10 protein-coding genes are annotated in these 21868 nt (G+C 49.0%); 5 read left to right on the top strand and 5 right to left on the bottom strand.

All coding sequences use genetic code 11. The annotated features are described in order from the left end of the window. Positions 1 to 56: 56 nt before the first annotated feature. The 5 genes from IEV98_RS22390 (at position 57) to IEV98_RS22370 (ending at position 9358) form a co-directional block, all read left to right on the top strand. The gene (locus IEV98_RS22390) at positions 57 to 1220 is read left to right on the top strand and encodes a FecR family protein (protein ID WP_188508279.1); all 1164 of its coding nucleotides are present in this window, start codon (positions 57 to 59) and stop codon (positions 1218 to 1220) included. A gap of 157 nt (positions 1221 to 1377) precedes the next feature. Next, positions 1378 to 4839, top strand: a complete 3462-nt coding sequence (locus IEV98_RS22385; RefSeq protein ID WP_229738911.1) for a SusC/RagA family TonB-linked outer membrane protein — start codon at positions 1378 to 1380, stop codon at positions 4837 to 4839. A gap of 15 nt (positions 4840 to 4854) precedes the next feature. Then, on the top strand, positions 4855 to 6789 hold the full coding sequence (locus IEV98_RS22380; protein WP_229738910.1) for a RagB/SusD family nutrient uptake outer membrane protein: 1935 nt from the start codon (positions 4855 to 4857) through the stop codon (positions 6787 to 6789). 104 nt (positions 6790 to 6893) lie between these two features. Further along, entirely contained in the window at positions 6894 to 8105 is a 1212-nt protein-coding gene (locus IEV98_RS22375; protein ID WP_188508276.1) for a DUF4959 domain-containing protein, read from the top strand. A gap of 26 nt (positions 8106 to 8131) precedes the next feature. Then, a complete protein-coding gene (locus tag IEV98_RS22370) occupies positions 8132 to 9358 on the top strand; it encodes a DUF4998 domain-containing protein (protein ID WP_188508275.1) in 1227 nt (408 codons plus the stop codon). A gap of 83 nt (positions 9359 to 9441) precedes the next feature. Here IEV98_RS22370 and sov read toward each other — a convergent pair whose 3' ends face one another. From sov to IEV98_RS22345, 5 genes are all read right to left on the bottom strand, one after another. After that, complete coding sequence (gene sov / locus IEV98_RS22365; protein ID WP_188508274.1) at positions 9442 to 16479, bottom strand: T9SS outer membrane translocon Sov/SprA; 7038 nt, start codon at positions 16477 to 16479, stop codon at positions 9442 to 9444. A 63-nt stretch (positions 16480 to 16542) separates the two neighbouring features. After that, entirely contained in the window at positions 16543 to 17124 is a 582-nt protein-coding gene (gene ruvA, locus IEV98_RS22360) for a Holliday junction branch migration protein RuvA (RefSeq protein WP_188508273.1), read from the bottom strand. 10 nt (positions 17125 to 17134) lie between these two features. Then, the gene (locus IEV98_RS22355) at positions 17135 to 19423 is read right to left on the bottom strand and encodes an NADP-dependent malic enzyme (protein WP_188508272.1); all 2289 of its coding nucleotides are present in this window, start codon (positions 19421 to 19423) and stop codon (positions 17135 to 17137) included. A gap of 127 nt (positions 19424 to 19550) precedes the next feature. Next, complete coding sequence (gene dacB / locus IEV98_RS22350) at positions 19551 to 20966, bottom strand: D-alanyl-D-alanine carboxypeptidase/D-alanyl-D-alanine endopeptidase (RefSeq protein WP_188508271.1); 1416 nt, start codon at positions 20964 to 20966, stop codon at positions 19551 to 19553. 26 nt (positions 20967 to 20992) lie between these two features. Further along, entirely contained in the window at positions 20993 to 21718 is a 726-nt protein-coding gene (locus tag IEV98_RS22345) for a hypothetical protein (RefSeq protein WP_229738909.1), read from the bottom strand. Between the last annotated feature and the right edge of the window lie 150 nt (positions 21719 to 21868).

Below are 21868 nucleotides of genomic sequence, written 5' to 3'. Positions count from 1 at the left end.
AATTCGGTGAGTTGAAATTTCCTGTCAGTTGTTATAGAATATGATACAGGCCAAATATGAACCCCGAATCAGAACGAATAGAAGAATTATTCCGGTTGTTTATCGACGGTAGTTTAACCGAGTTACAACGCATCGAATTGCAAGGATATTTAACGAAATATCCGGAGTTGAATACGTTGTATACCGAGCTTGCCGACGACGACTCTTTTTTACTTCGCGAGTGGACTGATTTCGCTGGGTTCAAAGACACAAAACCTACAGCAATTTCAGTCCGAAAGCCTTATTTTTCTTTTTCGTCAACACGGTTGGTTGCAGGTTTGGCGCTGTTCTTTGCTGTGTTTGCTGCCGTTTGGCTTTACAGAAATCAGACGGGTAAAATAGAGTCGCTGGCCCGAAATGAGCGATACAAAAACGACATCGATGCAGGCTCAAATAAGGCGATAGCCACTTTTGCGGACGGGAATTTATTGGTTCTCGGTGACACATCCGAGGGACTCCAATCAACCGGAACCTCGGGGGTTGAATTTTCGGAAGGTCAAATCACCTATTTACCGGTGAAAAGCGAAAAAAGCGGAGGCTTTAACACCGTGAGGACGCCGGAGGGTGGGCAGTATCGCGTTATTTTACCCGACGGTAGTTCGGCGAAGCTCAATGCCGCATCGAGCATCCGCTTTCCTGCATTTTTTGGTCAAACTCAGCGAGTAGTAGAAATACAGGGTGAGGTCTATTTTGACATTGTTTCAGACAAAGCGCGGCCCTTTATCGTGAACTTACCTAATCGCGCGCAAATCGAAGTGCTGGGGACCTCCTTTAACGTGAAGGCATATCCCGATGACACCGTCATAAAAACAACACTGGAGAAAGGCAGGGTGAAGTTTAAGGCGGGTGAAGATAAGCTACTAATGAAAACAGGAGAACAAATACAACTGACTACACAGACATCGAATCCCGTTTTATTGAAACAAAAAGTAGCCTTAGACGCGGAAACCTCTTGGAAAGACGGTTACTTCAACTTTGAGAATGCGGAGTTAAAGACGATCATGAAAGAAGTCGCCCGGTGGTACGATGTAGATGTCGAATACAAAACACAGATTACAGAGCAATTCAGCATACTGATGCTCCCCCGGAGCTTCTCTATTTCCAGGCTGCTGGAGTTGCTGGAATTGACTGGTCACGTCAAATTTATAATCGATGGGAGGAGGATTACCGTTATGACATAAGGCATACTATCAATTTATATACCTGGAGAAGCCACACCGGAGGCAACCGGTGTGGCTGATTCGTCCAGTTCAGTAACACCTATAAAGCTTTGCGATCACTTTTAGGTTATGTGTTATATAGCTAAACGAAATCAAAATTATGCAATTTTTTTCTTTTATGGGGAGAAATATATACGTATCCCCTATCACTAGCTTTTTATTGTATTTGAAAATCACCGCGTTTTTTATCGTATTCGCTTCCCTTCAAATCCATGCAAAGGGGGTGGCGCAAACTGTTCGCCTGGATATGGCCAATGGTAGTGTAACGGCATTGATTAAAGATATACAGCGGCAAACCGGATATGCATTTCTGTATAATCTCAACGATATCAAAGCGCTCGATGCAATCAGTATTTCCATCGAATCCGACAATATCAGCGAGGTGCTTGCCAAAAGCTTGAAGGACCTCCCGCTCGACTTTCTGGTAAAGGAAGAGGAGAAGGTGGTTATTCTAAAAAGAAGCGCAAAAAAAATAAACCGAGAGCGGCTTCTTGCAAACTTGCGGAAACAATCCACCGTTCAGGGAATTGTGGTTGACACGTCCGGAACCCCGCTCCCCGGGGTAACCGTGTCAGTAAAAGACCAGACAACCCGGGTAACAAGTACCGACCTCAATGGGCGGTATGTGTTGGAGGTGCCAGAAAAGGCCGTTCTGGTCTATACAATGGTGGGCTATCATACCCAAGAAGTGGAGGTAGGCAGCCAACGGGAAATCGATATCGTACTTGAAATATCGGCCTCGATGCTTGATGACGTGGTCGTGGTGGGCTTCGGTACACAGAAGAAGAGGGAAGTGGTCGGCTCGGTCACGTCCGTCAGCCCTGGCGACTTGAGGGTACCGTCCAGTAACCTAACCACCGCACTGGCGGGGCAGGCGGCGGGTGTTATCGCGTATCAGCGAAGCGGCGAACCCGGGCAAGACAACGCCGACTTCTTTGTCCGGGGAATAACGACTTTTGGAACAAACACCAATCCCCTGATACTGATCGACGGGATACAACTCACGCCAAACGATCTTGCCCGCCTTCGGCCGGACGATATTCAGAGTTTCTCCATATTGAAGGACGCGACCGCAACCGCTTTATACGGTTCCCGGGGAGCAAACGGGGTGATTCTGGTCACTACGAAACAAGGTAAAGAAGGTCCGGCAAAATTTTCGTTCCGCTTCGAAAATTCGATATCGGCGCCAACGCAGACGGTTGACGTTGCCGACCCCGTAACGTACATGAAAATGCATAACGAGGCAATCCTTACCCGAGATCCCCTGGGCACCATTCTGTATTCGCAGGAAAAGATTGAAATGACGGAGCAAGGGAGGTATCCGCTTATCTATCCTGCAAACGACTGGGAGAAGATGTTGTTTAAGGAGTTCACGATGAATCAACGCAGCAATGTGAATGTCAGCGGCGGTGGCGGTGTTGCACGTTACTACGTTGCCGGTTCATTCAATCGCGACAATGGCATCCTCAACGTAGACAAGCGCAATAATTTCAACAATAACATTACCATCAATAACTACGATTTGCGTTCGAATGTCAATATTGATTTGACCAATACTACCGAATTGATCGTGCGTCTGAGTGCCAATTTCGAAGAATACAGGGGGCCATTGCGTGGAGGGGCCGACATGTACAATTTGATGGTACATTCCAATCCGGTGCTGTTCCCGGCTTATTACCCGGCCGATGAAGATTTCCAATATGCGCAGCATATTCTGTTCGGCAACTTCAACAACAGTAAAATCAATCCCTACGCGGAGATGGTTCGCGGTTACAAAGAAAAGTCGCGCTCGCAGATATTGGCCCAGGTCGAATTGAAGCAGGATCTGAATTTCCTTACAGCAGGATTGTCCGGCAGAGGGATGCTAAATATCAGCCGCTTATCACAATTTGCGGTCAACAGGTCTTATAATCCGTTTTATCATGAAATAGGCAGGTATAATCGGTTGACAGGAGATTACAAGTTAATAGAAACCGATATTGGTACCGAGTATTTAGGCTACGGCGAATTGCCCGGGGAAAGGGAACAGTATTCTTCGTTTTATTTTGAGGGCGCCTTAAACTATGTCCGTGATTTCGGGAAAAACAACCTCAGCAGTATGTTGGTGTTTCAGGCACGGGAAACGCTGACGGCAAATGCAGGGTCGTTGCAATTGTCACTCCCTTCCCGGAATGTCGGTTTGTCGGGGCGGGCAACGTATTCGTATGACTCCCGGTATTTTGCCGAGTTTAACTTTGGTTACAACGGAAGCGAACGTTTTGATATCAACAACCGCTTCGGATTTTTCCCATCGGCCGGCGCGGCATGGCTGATCTCCAACGAACCATTTTGGGAAGATATAAAACCTGTGGTCAGCAACCTGAAACTGCGTTACACCTATGGTTTAATCGGGAATGACCAGATTGGTGGAGCCGAAGACCGATTTTTTTACCTTTCCGAAGTGAATATGAATAATGAAGGAAGACGAGCCATTTTCGGATCGGAATATAATACCGTTTATAACGGAATCACCATCAGTAGGTACGCCAACCCCTACATCTCCTGGGAAAAGGCCTATAAGCAGAATTTTGCGCTTGAATTAGGTTTGTGGAATGAGCTGAATATCGTTACGGAATACTTTACCGAAAAAAGAGACAATATCCTGATGACGCGGGCAAGTATCCCCAATACCATGGGATTGACGGCAACACCGCGCGCCAATGTCGGCGAAGCGTCGGGTAAAGGTGTGGATATGATGCTGGAATACCAGAAAAGCTGGAATCCAGATTTTTGGTCTTCGGCGCGTGCAAATTTCACGTATGCAACCAGCCAATTCGACGTGTATGAAGAGCCGGAATATAACGAGCCCTGGCGCTCGAGAGTGGGCATGTCGTTAAATCAGGCAACCGGGTATATTGCCGAGCGGCTTTTTGTAGACGATGCAGAAGCAGCCAGTTCGCCTCCGCAAAATGTAGGTACTTCGGAATATGGCGGCGGAGATATCAAGTACTTGGATGTAAACCGGGATGGTCAGATTACCGAAGCAGATAGGGTTCCCTTAGGTTATCCTACAGTTCCTGAAATCGTTTATGGATTTGGGGTTTCAATGGGATACAAAGGATTTGATTTTTCGGTGTTTCTACAGGGTGCTGCCCGGCAGTCGTTTTGGATCAACGCACACAGTACGGCTCCCTTTCTTGGTGACGCCCAGATTCTTCAAGCCTATGCCGACAGTTACTGGTCTGAAGAAAATCAAAATTTATATGCTACCTGGCCCCGATTGGATATCGCGGTCAACACCAACAATGTTCCGGGAGCCTATGTTGATGGAAATGGCTTACAGTGGCCTTCAGACCAACGCAACACCTGGTTTATGCGCAATGGTAATTTCCTGCGCGTTAAGCAGGCGGAGTTGGGCTATACCGTACCCAATCGATTAACCGAACGGATCAAAATGAATAATCTGCGGATTTATCTCAGTGGCACCAACCTGCTGGTCTTCAGTAAATTTAAAATGTGGGATGTGGAAATGGCCGGTAATGGCTTAGGGTATCCCAATCAGCGGGTATTTAATGTGGGGATAAATTTTGCTTTCAACTAGTTAAGTATGAGCGACATGAAAAAATTAAAATTTATAATGGTTGCCGCGATAATGAGCTTAACCGCCTGCGGCGATTGGCTGGACGTGGTACCCGATGGTATCGCAACCTTAGATATGGCCTTCAATTCGAGAACACAGGCCCGTAAATATCTGGCGACCTGTTATTCCTATATGCCAAAAAATGGCGGGTCGGGTGATCCTACTACATTGGGAGGCGACGACATCTGGACCAGGAGAACCACCCATTTTTCCAACCGGTTTTCACTCGCCGGTTTGAATATCAGCGAAGGATTGCAAAATGCAACCAGTCCGGTGCTTCCGAGATGGCAGGGTATGTATGAGGCGTTACGGGTGTGCAACACCTTTCTGGAAAATGTCGATTTGGTACCTGACTTACCCGCTTGGGAGCGGGAACAATGGGCCGCTGAGGCAAAAGTGTTAAAGGCTTACTATCATTTCAGTCTGGTGCAGATGTACGGGCCGGTACCCCTGATCCGGGAAAATATGCCGGTGGATGCGGATGTGTATGCCGTAAAGGTGGAACGGGCTCCGGTAGACGAATGTTTCAATTACATCGTGCAGTTGCTGGACGAAGCAAGCGAAGGCGACATGCTGCCGACGATTATATTGGACCCGGCGAGCGATTATGGGCGCATTACCAAGCCCATCGCACTTGCGCTTAAGGCGAAGGTGCTCGTTACGGCAGCAAGTCCGCTATTCAACGGCAACAACGATCAGGCAACGCTACAAAACCACGACGGTACGCTCCTGTTCGATGCAACCTTCAGACCCGAAAAATGGGAGTCTGCGGTGGCTGCCTGTAAAGAAGCGATTGATATTTGCCATGAAGCGGGTATGCTGTTATATACGTTTGACGATGCGGCTAACCGGTATACCGATACAACCCGTTTAAATATAACCCTCCGGAATGCGTTTAATTTACGTTCAAACAGTGAAATTATCTGGGCAAACACGCAGATGATTTCAATTCCCGGAAGCGGCGGGATGATTCATGCGTCTATGCCCAAGCTAAATCCAGATTACGTAAACAGCAACGATATTAGTCAATGGCTGGGTATGCCGATCAAGATCGCCGAAATGTTTTATACCGAAAACGGTGTGCCGCTTAGTGAGGACAAAACAAGAAACGTCGGCGATCTGTACAACCTGCGAACTGCGCAGGCAGCGGATAAACTGTATATCCGGCAGGGAAGAACCACGATTGATATGCATTTCGACCGTGAACCCCGTTTTTATGCCTGGGTGGGCTTCGATGGCGGCGTATGGTTCGGAGCAGGGCAATATAATGATAAAGATGCATTGTCGCTAAGGTACCTTGGCTTTAAAGTCGGCGAAACAGATGGCTCGCAAGGGCAGGGCAACTGGACCGGCTATCTCCCTAAAAAGTTTATTCCTTATGAGGCCCAGCTTAATGCCATCAACAGCATATCTTCACCCAGTTATGCCTGGCCCGTTATGCGGTTGAGCGATCTTTATCTGTTGTATGCAGAAGCGATAAACGAGGCGGATGGACCTAACGGATCCAATAGCGCCGAACTGTTTCAGTACATCGATCAGGTTCGTGCCCGTGCCGGTCTGAAGGGCGTGAAGGAATCCTGGGATACCTATACCAATAATCAGAAATACAACACCCAAACTGGTTTGCGTGCAATTATCCAGAAGGAGCGCTTGATCGAACTTTCGTTCGAAGGGCAACGCTTTTGGGATATACGGCGATGGAAAACAGCACCGACTGAATACCATACCCCACTGCAAGGGTGGAACATGATGGTGTCTACAATTGATGGTACGGAAGAAGAAGTTAACCGGTTGATGTATCAGCCACAGCTTTTGTTAGAACAAAAATTTGGCATTCGCGACTATTTCTGGCCGATCAGAACCAGTGATATTGAAGTGAACCCAAACTTGGTACAAAATATTGGCTGGTAACGATTAAAACATCACATCATGAAACCATCATGATTTTTCAGACCACACAGTGGAATGAATAAATCTGATAAGCTTCATCACCGTTAAAAAACAAATTATACACGATGAAAAATAGAATTATAGCGATCACAAGCTTACTCATGTCGATGCTATGGATCAGTTGCAAGGAGGAGGGACGTATTGATTTTATCGACGATACCGCTGCGGCCCCAAGCCAGGTGACAAATGTAATGGTAGAGAACAAGCCGGGCGGAGCGGTATTAAAGTATAAACTGCCAGTGGATAGGAACTTGAATTACATCCGTGCCGAATATGAAATCAAACCCGGGGTGATACGCGAAACCAAATCGTCGTATTTCAAAGACTCCCTGGTGCTTGAAGGGTTCGGTACCCCAACCACCTACGATGTTAAACTGTATTCCGTAGGGAAGAATGAAAAGGAATCGGAACCCTATATCGTACAAATCAATCCAACAACGGCCCCCGTACAACTGGCAATCAAAAAGTTCAGGGATACGTTTGGAGGGGTGGCAATCGATTTCGAGAACCCCGAGGAAGCAAATTTGGCCATCGTATTAATGGCGGATACGGCGAATTTAGGGTACATGAGCGAGGTAATCACGTATTATACCGCTACGCCAAAAGGATCGTTTACGTATCGCGGAGTTGACGGTTTAGATCCAGAAGAGCAGGAATTTGCGATGTATATCCGCGATCGGTGGGGCAATTTTTCCGATACCCTGACCGCTACGGTGACACCGTGGTTTGAAGAGTTTATTCCCAAATCCACGTGGAACGATTATACGTTGCCCGGTGATATCCCGCCGGTTAACGCAAGCTACCCAATAACCAGAATCTGGGATGAGAATTACGATCAGGATGGATTTCATGGCCTGGAAACCCAAATGCTTCCCCACAACCTCACCTGGGATTTGGGAAGGACCGTCAAGCTAAGTCGCTTAAAATACTGGCCCCGCAAGCATGCCGATGACAGGTGGGCTAGGGGGCATGCAAAAGTATTTGAAATATGGGGCTCGGTCTCGCCCAACCCTACCGGGGAGCTCGACGACAGTTGGATACCGCTCGGACGATTTGAGAGTTTAAAGCCATCCGGTCCAGGAGCACAAATTACCCAGGAAGATATTGCTTTTGCCGATGAAGGCATCGACTTTGAATTTGCCGTGAGTGATTTCGCCCCGGATCCGTTCACCCCAATCCGGTACGTTCGGTTCAGGACCGTATCCACGTATGCCAATGCATCGTTTTCAAATGTCCATGTTTTGGAATTGAGTTTTTGGGGCGAATTAATCAATTAAAGTTAAACCATTAACAATTATTTGTGATGAAGAATGCAATAGTTGTCATCTGTATGGGGATCGTATTGGGATGCGCTTCATGCGATAGCGAGACGGAGATTTACGAGGGGTACGTGGTTCCAAACGGATTGATCTATCCGGGGCCGGCGCAACAGCCCGCTGCCCATCCCGGAAATAACCGCATCAAACTATCGTGGCTGCGTGGTACCGATCCGAGGGTGCAGAAAGCAAGGATATTCTGGAACAATTCCACCGATTCGGTGGAATTGCCCGTAACCGCAGATATGGATACGGTCAGTTATATTATCGACCCGATTAGCGAGAATACCTATTCCTTTATGATCCATACCTATGACGATGAAGGGAATGAGTCTATTCCTATTGAAATACTGGGTACGGTATATGGCGACGGCTACCAGGGCCTGCTGACCAATCGTTTGTTGAAAAGCACGTTTTACGACGGGCGAGACGTTACACTGAATTGGGGCACCGTCGAAGGAACAGAAGTAGGCATCCGGTTAAACTGGACCGACATAAACGGAAACAGCCAGACCACGGGTGTCGATACCACGGAAACCGAAACGCTGCTTCCCGGCTTTGACATCGATAGGCCTTTATCCTACAGTACGACACATAAGCCCGACTCGCTGGCAATCGATTTATTCCAGGCGCCAACGGTCGAAACGATGATCGATCCGGTGGTGCTGATTCCAAAGACCACCTGGATTGAAAACCTTATGCCCGGCGATGTAGAAATCAATGGCGGTTATCCCTTAGGAAATTTTTGGGACGGCAACACCACCAATTTCATGCACTCTGCAGATCCAGCCGCCATACCCAGTACATTTACGTGGGATTTAGGGGTCAAAGCGAAACTGGATAGGATGAAGCTATGGCCGCGTAACAGCGACGACGATCGTTGGAACAGGGGCCACCCACGGGTATTTGAAGTATATGGGTCATTAGCCCCCAATCCGGATGGCAGTCTGGACGATAGCTGGACGCTTTTGGGTCGATTTGAATGTGTTCAACCGTCAGGCAATGGAATGGCCGATCCCTGGCAGGCTCCTACAAGTGAAGATATTGCACTTTCCGACAATGGGTTAGATTTTGAATTTGTACCGGGTGCTTCGGTCGATCCCGATGCCACGGTAAGGTACATCAGGTTCAGAAGCTTGGAACATTTCAATCCTACTCAGCCCCCGCGTATTTTACTTGCTGAAATCAGTTTTTGGGGAACATTAGTAAAATAAACCGGAGTGGAAAGTCCAAAAGGAACCTCGTGGCGTGAACGAAGTGAGCGTGACAATTCCTTTTGGACTTTCTAATCTACCTATTATTGCAGCATCAACCTCAAATTAAACCCAAAATTCGTATAAGCCGTAGCGAATGTCTGCGAAGTGTACGGCCGTACGGAATTGCTGTCGAAGAAAAGGCGGATATTGAACCGTTGATTGATGACGTAATCTACCGAAGGGCGATAGGAAATACTCTTATTCCCTGCTGATACTTCCGACTCGTTGATGTCTGAACGATAGACAAGCGTTTTCAGGTCATTTAGTGAGATATCCAAGCGGAAGTTGAGGTCATTATTCATCCTGAAATTGCTGAACCAGCCGAATGGCATTTGGAAACCTGTAGCGCGATAGCCCGCACCGAATACGAACGACTGATCACTGAGCATGGCCAACTGGCTGTTTTGCAGACTGAGGTTCAGCGTACGTGCACGGCGGTATTCCGCATTGGCGGTGAGGTTATTTTTAAACCGCGCATCAAACCCCAATAGTGGGGTGAATTGTTCAAAAATGGAAACCTGCTGGAACTGGAATTCGGGCAGGAAATTTTCGTTGATATCCCGTTCGGAAGGAAAACCGCCAGTTTCGTTATATCGGATAAGCGAATTGTACCCATTGATGGAATAGCGGGTGTTATAGCCATGGCGAAGCGTAAGTGACGTCAGGAATTCGCTGAACAGCGGGATTTTGCTCAGTCCACTGTACGTTACATTCCAATTGGGAATCGGGATTTCGGGGAAACTTCCGAGGTTGAGTCGCCCAGGGTCTTTCCCCCGGTAGGCTGCTAGGAAGGCATTTACGACCACATCTTGTGCGGTGCGGTCATAACCGTCCGAGTAGCCGTCGGTTTGCCCGGATGAGTTGGGGTTCAATTGACCGAGCCGTTGGGAGATGGCTTGGCGGTTTTGCTCAAACTTCCGGAAGAGCGATTCATGATTCTCGAATGCCGTCCCGATTGCCAGATAGGAAATGCTGTAATTACCCGTCGTAACGGGAGTGAGGCTTTGGAAATCGCTTTCAGCCGCTGAATACTGAAACGAAGTCGTATAATTCCGGTTGTTCAATTTCACGGCGGTAAGCTCGATATTCAAATCACGTATGGGCTCGAGGATGGCACGTATGGAAAGGTCTTCCGTTAGGGAAGTCATATACAGTTGCGTCTGCAGGGTATCGGTTGTGATCCATCCATTTTCAGCAGCTCGTTTGCGGATATCACGCTGGCTGCCGAAAAGAAATCCCCAGCCCGGCGCATTTTGGTCAAAGTCATAACCCAACACATTCGTCTGAGGCGTATACCCGGGCAGGAACGTGTTTTGTACGCGCGTATAAGCGGCATTGACATTTTTGATGCTGGTCAGCAGGCCGGTAAAAAAGGCGGTTGCACCACTGGCATCCAAGCCCGTGTTGTTACGGATGAATCCGAACTTGTTGTAAAGCCCCGCCATATTGAGCGTCGGGTTTAGTTGGATGGTGCGTGAATTCTGGATGCTGTTGCCCATATTGATTTCCTGGCTGAGCATCGATAGCAGGGGCTCGGTCTGCCAGCTGAACTGTGTACCGTAGCGTGCATCTACGTTTACCCAATCGAGGCCGGGTAATTTATGGATGGGCAGGGTATAGGTAATGTTCATCATGTGGTTATAGTCCGTGGTACGGCCTAATCGCCAAAAATTATCCCAAAGGGTGTCGCGCTTAAGCCCGTTCAGACGCCCGTCCGGTTCGTCTACGATGGCGTAGTTGGTGGCATTGAAATCGAGTTTCAGCGATTTGGAAAGATTCCAGCTGATACCGTAGAGACGGTTCATGGAAAAGTTCTTGTTATATAGGGTACCCATAGCGGGCAGGAAATTATCCGCCGAATTGTTTATCCGCAGGGTATTTTCGTTATATACCCGGTTAACGTCAATACGGAAATTCAACAGCGAGGGCATCAGGTTGAAGTTGAAGTCGCTAAGGATGCCCAAGTGCTTATTCTTGATGAACTTCTTAAGCGGTTCGAATGTCAAGTCATCGCTGCTGGCAAAGGTATAGTCCAATGCTGCTCGGTAGTTCTTCTGTAAGGCGATCTCGGTGAGGTAATCGCGGTGATAATGCTGGGAATAGGCATAAGTGGCGCTCAAATTTTCAATGTCCCACGGCCGTACGGGCTTATCAATGTTCGTGCGTATTTTGCGTACGTTGGTGAAGTTGAGGCTTCTGCGGGTGGTAAAATCCTGTGTCGCGCGCAGGAGCGAGTCCCGCTCGTTGCGTGACAGATTTGCCAATGCGCTGTTGAGCTCGATATCCGGCATCAGGGGGTTGTATTCAGGGGTGCCCACCTGCCGGGTATAGCTGAAGAATAGCGGTATGCGCAAGCCGTAATCGGCGGGGAAAAACTTGCCCAACTCCGCGTTCGTAACCAGGTCGAAGTACATGTCATCGCTGCGGCTGCGTTCGCCGATACGCTGCTCGATGGAGCCAAAGCCGATGGTGCTTTTACTTCCTGAAACGGTGACATTGGCAAAGTCCGCCAATTGGGCATTCATCCGGGCGGTCACTGCCCATCCACCTTTATCGTCAAAATCGGTGAGTCGAAGCTCGTTGAACCAAAACAACCCTGATCTGTCCAACCCGTCATCACCGGGCGGGGCGACCTCGCTGCCGCGCAATGGGTTCATTACGCCAAGCATATAAAAACGTACTTTGCTGATATCGGGTTGCCCTAAGATGGTTACCCGGTTCTCGCCATCAAAAAAGGTAAACGGCATATTAATGGGCCACGGTTGCCCGTTGAGCATGGCTTTGTTGCGGGCTTCTTTGGCTTCCTGGAAAATGGCGATCCGGATGTTCATCCGGTTTTCCTGTGGCCAGATCAGCTCTGCATCGCGTGTGCCGGCCTGCGTGATTTTCAGTGGGATATCGTATTGGTAATAGTTAAATTGGTCATCCGTACCTACCCGCACGAAGGCCCTGAAATCGCCATCTTGCAGGTATTGCCCTTCCGCATGGATAAATAGCTCCAGGCGGCCGTACGCCCGGAAGTCATTCGTTGCGGTGCGGTAGGCCGCACGGCCATATCCATCCCTTAGGTCTTTCACATCGAGGGAGAGCGACTGTTCGTTGAGCTGTACATTATTGTTGAGGTTCCCCCAGTCCAGTTGGCGTTCAACGCCGGGAGGAACCACATAGGGGATGGGTTGGCGGTTGCCATTCTGCTCGATGTTTACGGCAGCCACCTCGATGGTCGAGTTGTCAAGCGGTACATTGCCCATGCTGGGGTCGGCAATGACTTTGGCGTTGTTGTTTTCCGAGTTATACCTCCGCCATTCACCCCGTACGAGCTGCACTTGTGCCAGCCTCACCACCGCGGTATCGGCAAAGTCGGTCATAAACATCCGTACAAAACGGATGGATTTGAAATCGCGGATATCGCCCACGCGTTCCTGGTACTGTGATAAGGGGATTCGGAATTGATACCATTTCACCTGCTCTTTCCGACCGTTGCGCAGTTCCACTTCGGCAGTATGCATGTCCGAAATGTAATTCTGTCCGACCTGCATATCCTGTGGCCTCAGTGAGATTCGGTATTGGTAGTACTCCTCCGCCTCGTTCATATTGTTGTCGCGGTTGATATCTTCGCCATCGGGGAGGAGGGTGGAAGCCGATGTTTCCACACCGACCGATTGCTCCGGGGTTTTGGAATTGCCTTCCGGACCGTTGAATCGTTCGTACCGCTTCAGAATGCCCGCATTTTGGTTGTCCAGCTCCGGCCCGCGGAAATACTGGAAATTGTCGCCCGACGGGTCGCTGGTTAATTCCTGGGCCGCTTCCGACATAAGCAATCCCTGCATCTGACCAAGGAAATCGCCGTGGAAGCCACGTTCGTCGACATCACTGAGCCCATCCAAGCCGATATCCTGACGGGCCCGCGCCACGGGATCATTGTCGAACGCCTGGATAACCGGCTGGTTGCGGGGTACCCGGCCCCAATTCGTCTCATCGATTTGGGAAAGATCGCCCGACGGCGACATCCCGTTTTCCATAGCTTTTCGTCCGTCCTTCAGGATGTCCTCCGAAATATTGCCGAGGTTGAAATATAAATCACCACCTTGGGACGACGGATTGGTCAAGAACGGATCCATCATCCACACTTCAATGAACTCAATGTTCTGGGCTTCGAAATCGGGTGCGTCGATTTTGCGGAACATACCACCCCACCGGCTGCGGGGGTTGGCCAGTGTACCGTCTGGATTGACGCTATTAGCCGTGTAGTTGTAGGGTCCGCGTATCGTGGGATAAAAGGCCAAATCCAACGTGGATAGGAACATCGGTAGCCCGGTGGTTGATTCGCGGTAGGGGAATACTTCCTGTTCAAGTACTTCGCGTACGCGATGTTTGGACAATTCAGTACTGCCGATGTTGCTGGGTGTGAGGTTGATACTGCGGTAGAATATCGGATCGATATTATAGAAGGCAAACCGTGCCCGGTTGAATCCATACTGGAGATCATCCATCAATTGCGATTCCGGAAAGAGTTGCGGGGTTCCCGAAAGTTGCCAGTTGAACGCACCCTTGATATCGATGAATGAACGGCTGTTTTCAAAGTCATCGACGTACGTGATACCGCTCCGGGTACCGGCGAAATTGAGTGCCCGTGGATGCCCGGGTATCAATTGCGCAAATTCGCCGTAAAACGATATGGACGACGGCTCTTTCGTATCCAGGAAGGGTATTTTGTCGACCATCCGGGTAAGCCAGCGCGACGGTGAGTTGTAGGAGAGGTCCAGCCCCCACATCGTGTTAGAGATGGGTTCTTCCCCGATATTTACCTTCTGGGTCAGCGGACGTTCGGTCAGGTTCATGATCGTACCACCCAATTGAAGCTTTTCGTTTACCATGTAGTCGAGCCGTCCGCCGAGCATTGTGCGCTGTTGCAGTCCGAATAATTGGTTGTTTTCCATCTTGATGCGGATGGGTTGACCAGATTGCAACAAAGCTTGGTTGAGGATACGCACACGGCCGATATCATAATCGACCATGAAATCCACGCCTTCCTGGAGGGGGGCCGGACCGGCAAACACCTGCACCGATCCCCGCGGTACATTGATTGCGCCCAACTGGAATTCGGTACCCACTTCAGATTCGTACGATCCTTTAATGAGGTATCGGTTTTGATTGGGGAAATATTGCTGGGCGATGACTTTGGTGGAGTCATACAACGCCTGATAGGTGTACTTATCAATCAATGCTTGTTCCGCACCGGGCAAGAATTGGCCAGCAAGGTCGCTACCGAAGGGTTCAACCAGTGGGAACATGATTCGACCCCTTTCCGGATCGATGGTGATATCCGGAAGGAAATCGAAAAAGCCATCCGGTTGTTGGGCATTTTGCGGATTGAGCCGATCTAGCCCGGTCAGCTGTATCCAGAGTTTGTTTTGCGTATTCTGCCCTTCATACATGGCTGGGCGCTCTACACCACTTTCATCCTCGATACGGAAGATGTTGAACCGGAAATTGTTTTGCCCAACACCGTAGGCACCGATGGAATAGATGTTTTTCATCATCAAATCCCATATCGGCAGATTGGTCTTGAGGATCTCATTTTTCAATAGCTTGGCCACCAACATCTGTGGTTGGGAGGGCGTGACCGGCACATCCGTTGAAAACTCGCCCACCTGGTATTCGCGCCCTCCCGCTGTATAGCGGTAGGCCACCGCCAAAATCTGGTCGTTGTTGAGCGGCATATTGAGGGAGATAAAACCCAATCGCCGGTCTACCGTATATTCCGTGCCTTCGCGGAGCTTCCGCGCATAGGTAAGTTTAGCATAGTTATCATTGGCACCAAAACCTTGAAAAAATGCCTGAGCACCGTTGGATTGGGTAAGCCGAGCATCGTCCGGCAGGATTTCCAGTAGCCTGTTGGAATACAGTTGTACAGGTTCACCGGGGATGCCGGTTGATGGGTATCGGGTATTCCCGCCAGCGGGTATACGTGCCGTGTTATAGGGGTTGTACTCCCCCAAATCCATCAGCGCCAGAACATCCCTGGAATCATCCACGGAATTGCTTCGGTTGCTGACCCAGACTTCGATTTGGGTAATGTTTACGTCGGTGGTGAGAATAGGGGCCAGGGCCATGGCCCGATTGAAATTCTCTCTGAAATACTGGGCTAGGAAGTAGTGTTGGTTGTCTTCGTACTCATCGGCTTTCAATGCAAATTCACTTTCCTGCGCGCCGTTCTTAATCGTGATCTCTCGCTGTTGCGAGCGTTGCTGAGAAAAGATACCGGTCACATTTAGCTTGCCAAATTGCAACTGTGTTTTAAGACCGAATAATGCTTGGGTACCGCTGATGAGTGTGGTATTGAGTGGCATGCTGACATTGCCCAACTCGATTCGCTTGATGATGTCGTCGTCCTTTCCGGTATAATCCAGCCGGATTTGATTTTCGAAATCAAACTGTGCTTCCGTGTTGTAATTGGTGGTCAGCTTCAGGCGATCGCCGATTTGCCCGGTTAGATTCATCTGGATGCGCTGGTCGAAGTCAAATCCCCATTGCCGGCGCTGCCGTTCGTTGAACATGGGATTCGCATTCTTATTGTGCTGTGCCATGATGCTGATATCAGCACTTCCACGCGGAATGATATCAATGGTATTCCCACCAAAAATTTTCTCGAACGCCTCGCTTTGCACGTAGATAGTAGGGATCAGGCGATCCTGTCGATAGTCGGTCAGCTGTTGGTCCGAAAGCTCCCGCCAATAGTTGCGCTTCAACAAATTTCCCTCATATTCCTGATACTCGTCTATCGTCAGGTATTGGGGTGGTCTGTATAGGCGGCTTCCTAATTTTTCGCGGACAATGTATTGCCGGGTCAGTGGGTCAAATATAACCTCACGGCTGATGTTGGATGGCAGACCAATATCAAGTGCATTTTTTTTTTGGTATAGGTTGAGAAAGGGAAGGTCCTTGAGTGGATACTTAAGCTTTAGGCTATCATTGCCAGTTGAATCTACGGAGGTCTGCGCCACGGCAATGCCTGTGATGGCGAGTAGAAACGGTAGAAATAGCGAAAAACAGCGAAATAGTATCGTTCTTTCCAAGTAGATGTTTTTTTAAATAGCTGATATAGCGGTCTTTTTCGTTGCGAATTTATATAAAAATCCTTAAAGTTTTTTCAATGCTTCTTTGATAAGCGCCTCTACGGTCAGCTGAGGGTTCCCTAACCGGATACTCGTTAGTACTTTTTCGGCTTGCGTACGTACAAATCCGAGCATTACCAATGCGCTAAGCGCCTCTTCCGGTATGCTTTGCTGGCGATGTACAGCTATCAAAGCGTCCGGCCCCTGCTTTTTGAGTTTATCCTGCAATTCGAGCACCATGCGCTGAGCGGTTTTTGGGCCGATCCCTTTAATACGTTGGATGAGCGGTACGTTTCCATTGATGATAGCCGATTGAATTTCCTCCGGTGTGATGGACGATAGGATCATCCGGCCTGTATTGGGGCCGATGCCCGATACGGATATCAGGTGCTCAAACAGACGGCGCTCGCCTTCTTCCGCGAATCCAAATAGCGTATGTGCATCTTCTCGCACCTGAAAACTGATGTACAGCTTGCATTGCTCATTGTCTTTTATCTGCGAAAAGGTATGCAGGGAAATATGAATATGGTAACCCACTCCTCCTACGTCGAGTACCACGTGTGTCGGTGCTTTATAGGCTAATTTGCCGTTCAGGTATTCATACATGACGTTTGCCTTACTTCTTTTTAGGTGTAATGGACTCTCTTGATTGCACGTCGACGACCGCGATGGTAACCATGTTGACAATTTCGCGCACCGAACTATCGAGCTGTAAAATATGCATGGGTTTGTTCATGCCGAGCAGGATTGGCCCCACGGCTTCGGCGCCGCCAATTTCCTGAAGCAGTTTGTAGGCGATATTGCCCGATTCCAAATTCGGAAATACCAAGGTATTGGCCGGGCTTCCATTGAGTGAACTGAATGGGAAATTGGATGCGAGCAGGTCGCTATTCATCGCGAAGTTAGCCTGCATTTCACCATCAACCAGTATCTCGGGGTATTTTTCATGGAGCAGCTGCACAGCCTTACGTACTTTATTGGGTACATCGCCGTCATTTGAGCCGAAGTTTGAAAAGGATAAGAGGGCGATACGAGGCGATATATTCATCTTTTTGACCGCATCGTGAAGCAGGAGGGTGATGTCAACCAACTCTTCAGCGGTGGGATTGGCATTGACGGTTGTATCACCGAAAAACACTGGCCCCTTAGCTGTAAGCATCATGTACATGCCTGCTAACTTACTGCCGGGCTGTGTGCCTATGACCCGCAAAGCCGGCCTAATGGCCGTCGCATAATTTTTGGTAAGCCCGGAAATGAGCGTATCTGCTTCACCGAACTGTACCATGCTCGCGCCGAAATAGTTCCTGTCGAGCATGAGTTTCTGGGCATCTAAATAGGATATCCCCCGCCGCTGCCGCTTGGCATAGAGGAAATCGACGTATTTCTGAAAGCGCGGTTCGCCCTTTTCCTCCAAGGAGTCGATAATCGGTACATCTCGAAGTTCCAACAGGTTTTCATCGATAAGCTGGTGGATTTTCTTTTTATTGCCTAATAAAATGGGCAGGGCAATACCCTCTTCTTTTACAATCTGTGCCGCACGGAGTGTTTTGTAGTTATCTGCTTCTGCAAAAACTACCCGTTTGGGGTTAAGTTTTGCTGCCTCGCTTAGGTTGCGCATGATCCGATCATCCTGGCCCAACCGCTGCCGTAGCTCTTCTGCATATTTATCCCAATCGGTTATCGCTTTACGCGATACGCCGGAATCCATGGCGGCTTTGGCTACGGCGGGTGCGACTTCGATAATGAGCCGGGGATCGGTCGGCTTTGGAATGATATATTCAGGTCCAAACTTGAGATTTTGAGTATTGTAAGCTTGGTTTACAGCCTCGGGCACAGACTGCTTGGCCAATTCGGCAATCGCTTTTACCGCCGCAATTTTCATTTCCTCGTTGATGGCGGTGGCTCGTACGTCCAAAGCGCCACGGAATATATAGGGAAAGCCAAGCACATTGTTTACCTGATTAGGGTAGTCAGAACGGCCGGTGGCCATGATCACGTCCTTGCGGGTTTTCACCGCCAATGGGTACGCAATCTCCGGGTCGGGATTGGCCATGGCAAACACGATTGGGTTCTTGGCCATGGATTTGAGCATGTCGGCGGTTACAACGTCTCCTTTGGAAAGTCCGATAAACACATCAGCGCCCTTTAGTGCTTCGGCCAGCGAGTCGATCGTCTGGGTGGTTGCAAATTCGGCTTTTGTCGCCTCCAAGTTGGGGCGGTCCTGGCGGATACATCCTTTGCTATCGAGCATCACGATGTTTTCCCTGCGGGCACCCAGCGAGATATACATGCGTGTGCATGAGATCGCAGCCGCACCGGCACCGTTCACCACGATCTTTACTTTTTCTAGTTTTTTCTTCTGTAACGTACAAGCGTTGATTAATGCTGCTCCAGAGATGATGGCCGTGCCGTGTTGATCATCGTGCATGACCGGAATTTTTAACTCCGCTTTAAGCCTGCGTTCGATTTCAAAACACTCGGGTGCTTTGATATCCTCTAGGTTTACACCGCCAAATGTAGGTTCCAGGCATTTGACGATGCGGACAAATTCATCGACATCTTTGGTATCTAATTCAATATCGAATACATCGATATCGGCAAATATTTTAAACAACAACCCTTTGCCCTCCATAACCGGTTTGCCAGCTTCGGGGCCGATGTCGCCAAGGCCGAGGACAGCCGTTCCGTTGCTGATAACAGCGACCAGGTTGCCCTTGGCTGTATATTTATAAACATCTTCGTTGTTCTCGGCAATCCGCAAGCAGGGTTCCGCAACGCCGGGAGAGTAAGCTAATGAAAGATCTCGTTGTGAATGGGTGGGTTTCGTTGGTACAACAGCAATTTTGCCGGGCCTCCCTTTGGAATGGTAGTCCAAAGCATCTTGCTTACGATTAGTCTTATTCATGTTTTTTATTGGTTTTTGCAGCAGCAATCCGATGCAAATGTAGGATTATTTGATTTGAAAACAGGACAATTTGAAAATTTGAAAGTACGCCCCTATTCAGCATCGCTCCAAAATGTCAATCGCCAAATCATTTAAGCACATCCAACAACCGGAACATCCGCTGCCGCATCGGTGAGGCCGGTCCCTGGTAATTATTCACCAACAAAGCGAATACCAGCGGCGTACCATCCTTGGCAGTTTGGTATCCCGTGTATCCCAACACGCCACCGATTGTGCCGCTTTTCATTTTCATTCCATTATATACGGGTAGGCTTTCAAAGAAACTGGCAAACCAGGGCTCTTTCTTCACCGACATCAAGATACGCGCAAGCGCATTGGTCGTTACCCGGTTTTCCGGAGAAAGCCCGCTACCATCCATGATTTTCAGCTCACCTTCAGGGATGTCTAGCTTACTCGCCCAAAATTCTTGCAGTATTTCCGCAGCATCGCGCGTATCGGTTTTGTTCTCCTGCCGGTTGGCCATGGCAATCAATAGGGCCTCTCCATATAAGTTGATGCTTTTTTGGTTGAACCAATAAACGAGTTCACCAAGGGCGGGAGAACGGTGTGCATGAAGCTTCGTACCACCATTGGGTAAGCTACTGCCCGCCAGCGATAGCAGATGGGAAGTGGTGGGCATATTCGACTGTTCAATGCCGGCTTTATCCAATGAACGGTGTAATTGGTAAGCGGCATCGTAAGCCCCATCAGGAAGGGATAAGTAAATTGTTTTTTTGAGGTCTATGCCGTAGGTGCCGCGCAGGTATGTGCGAGAAGAATAGGGTGCGGAGAAAGCATATACGCGGTCACCCGTACCGCGGTTTCCCGTCATGGTTTCATTAACCAGCTGAAGGTAGCTGATATCGTTGGTCGTATTGGCGATTCGGGTCGACGCCCCAGGTGTGGTACCTGGAATAAAATTAACGCCCACGGCGTTCTCCCGCCAATTGAGCGCTGATACACCAGCCCCATAGTAGTTGCCCATATCCTGCCATGTCCAACCCCGCGGAGCGGTTTGTCCATGGTATAGCCGGTCATCGGCAACGATGCCGCCTTCGATTTTGCGTATACCGGCAGCTTTTATGGCTTGAATCCAAGTGGAGAGCAATAGCGTATCCGTCGCCCGTGGGAAACGGTCACTACCCAATGATGGATCTCCGGAGCCCAAGATAACAATATCCCCCTTCAAGGTGCCCGAAGCATCGACTTGCCCGGTATAGGATAAGGTCGTCTCAAAGGTATACCCCGCACCCAGCACATGATATGCCGCAGCTGAGGTAACGGTCTTGAGGGTAGACGCCGGGGCCATGCCCAATTTTTCATGCTTAGCAAATACCACGCTGCCTGTTTTGGCATTGATAACCGTGAGTGAGGCTACTCCATTGGCCAGGCTTTCGTGCAATTCAAATGTTCGGAAAGCTGTTTCAATTTTCTGAGACAGGGTTTGGCTAAGCGCCTGAGTTAACAGGAAAAATGTTAATCCTGTACATATAATTCGTTGCATCGTTAGACTGTTTTTCGAAGGCTAAGTTAGCTAATACCCGGGTGACTTTCCTCAGGCAGTTCGACTTCTGCCCCGTGAGCCTTTTCTTCAGCGGGAAACGCTGTTTCTCTTTCGTACTCAGCTTCACGTTCCAGATCGGCCATCAGTTTTTCGATGTAACTGGGAGAGGGGTATAGCGCCTGGATTTTATCTTTATAAGCCTGCGGCAGTTCTGCATGGTCCAGGACAAACGATTTCTTTGCCGTCAGGTAAGCACCCATTCCATTGTTTACGGCGAACGAATCCGCTATGCGTTCGGCCTTTCGTACATAATTTTTGGACAACCAATAGGAAATGCCCATCCCCATGATTTTCCAGGTGCTTTTACGTTCATAGTCCATAATGTGGCCCAGCTCATGCCCAATCCAGCCAATCATGACACTATCCGGAATCTGCCGGATTGACTCGATCTGGTAATCCAGCTTGAAAGCCGGGTTGATCAGCACGTTATACGTTCGGTTTTGTGGTCTTTTAAATAAGGAGCCTGCGGTCGGCCTCGCGACCATAATGGATTTTTTTAGCTTATCGGTGAATAGGAAGCGGATGTTTGTCTCTTTCAGGTCTGGATAATGGGACAAGGCTGTCAATACCTGATTTTCAATAATAGCAGGAATCTCCTTGTTACGCTTATTCGTAACCGTTTCTTGGGCGATTGCCACATAAATGGTTGCCAATAGTGTTAAACCTAAACCAGTTAATCGTAGTCGATACATGATTGAGCTGTTGGTGATGGGCCAAGTTAACCAAAAGTTGGGGAAAGTCCAACTCCTTGCATTGCTACCGTAGGCGGTTTCCAAAAAGCGCCCAAGAGTGCGCTGACCTCTTTCCAAAAAAAAGCCAGGTTAAAAGCAATATAAAACTTA

This window comes from Parapedobacter pyrenivorans, assembly GCF_014636865.1.
GTDB classification, from domain to species: Bacteria; Bacteroidota; Bacteroidia; order Sphingobacteriales; family Sphingobacteriaceae; genus Parapedobacter; species Parapedobacter pyrenivorans.
Note: the sequence above shows the minus strand (reverse complement) of the source record. Positions and strands in the feature narration are given on the sequence as shown.

Bases quoted from the DNA above. Each gene is read 5' to 3' on its own strand.
- IEV98_RS22345 (WP_229738909.1), bottom strand. From the start codon at position 21,718: ATGTATCGACTACGATTAACTGGTTTAGGTTTAACACTATTGGCAACC.
- IEV98_RS22375 (WP_188508276.1), top strand. From the start codon at position 6,894: ATGAAAAATAGAATTATAGCGATCACAAGCTTACTCATGTCGATGCTA.
- IEV98_RS22370 (WP_188508275.1), top strand. From the start codon at position 8,132: ATGAAGAATGCAATAGTTGTCATCTGTATGGGGATCGTATTGGGATGC.
- IEV98_RS22390 (WP_188508279.1), top strand. From the start codon at position 57: ATGAACCCCGAATCAGAACGAATAGAAGAATTATTCCGGTTGTTTATC.
- IEV98_RS22355 (WP_188508272.1), bottom strand. From the start codon at position 19,423: ATGAATAAGACTAATCGTAAGCAAGATGCTTTGGACTACCATTCCAAA.
- IEV98_RS22385 (WP_229738911.1), top strand. From the start codon at position 1,378: ATGGGGAGAAATATATACGTATCCCCTATCACTAGCTTTTTATTGTAT.
- ruvA (WP_188508273.1), bottom strand. From the start codon at position 17,124: ATGTATGAATACCTGAACGGCAAATTAGCCTATAAAGCACCGACACAC.
- dacB (WP_188508271.1), bottom strand. From the start codon at position 20,966: ATGCAACGAATTATATGTACAGGATTAACATTTTTCCTGTTAACTCAG.
- IEV98_RS22380 (WP_229738910.1), top strand. From the start codon at position 4,855: ATGAAAAAATTAAAATTTATAATGGTTGCCGCGATAATGAGCTTAACC.